Source organism: Streptomyces sp. RP5T (assembly GCF_003933965.1).
Taxonomy (GTDB): domain Bacteria; phylum Actinomycetota; class Actinomycetes; order Streptomycetales; family Streptomycetaceae; genus Streptomyces.
On sequence record NZ_RSAJ01001221.1, the window covers coordinates 1 to 691 of the forward strand.

Genomic DNA, 691 nt, shown 5'->3' on the forward strand with positions numbered 1-691 from the left:
GGTCGACGGCGGGGGCGTGCTCGGCGATCCGGGCGTGCTCGGCTTCGGCGTGTGCGGCGCGCTCGGAGTCGAGGGCGAGGACGGCGAGGTGGTCGAGCCGCTGCTGCCGTCGCTGCGGTTGTCCGGGACGGTGCCGGTGCCGTCGGGGATCTCGTGGGTGCCCTTGCGGAAGTACTCCAGCCAGGAGCGGACCGTGTTGAGGTAGGCCCGCGAGGGGTTGTAGCTGAGGACGGCCTTGTCCAGGTCACCGTCGGTCGACAGGTCCCAGCCGTTGCGGCACAGGTAGTGACCGGCGGCGAGGGAGGCGTCGTAGATGTTGTTCGGGTCCTTCACCCCGTCGCCGTTGCCGTCACGGCCGGCCCACGCCCAGGTGGACGGGATGAACTGCATCGGTCCGACGGCCGAGTCGTAGGAGCTGTTGCCGTCGTAGGCACCGTTGTCGGTGTCCTTGATGAGCGCGAAGCCGTTGCCGTCGAGCTGGGGGCCGAGGATCTTGGAGGTCGTGGTGCCGTCCGCGTCGACCCGGCCGCCGCGGGCCTGGCCCGACTCGACCTGGCCGATGGCGGCGAGGAGCTGCCAGGGCAGGTTGCAGCCCGGCTTGGACTCCTGGAGTTCGGCGGCCGCCTTCTTGTAGGCGTCGAGGACGGTCGCGGGTATGCCCGCCTCGGACTGGACCGGGGAGATGGTGGAG

At 70.8% G+C, this 691-nt stretch carries 1 protein-coding gene; it reads right to left on the reverse strand.

What is annotated here, in order from left to right; all coding sequences use genetic code 11:
- Positions 1–684, reverse strand: a 684-nt coding sequence (locus EHS43_RS45520) for a lytic transglycosylase domain-containing protein (RefSeq protein WP_148104382.1), incomplete at its 3' end; no start/stop codon positions are given.
- Between the last annotated feature and the right edge of the window lie 7 nt (positions 685–691).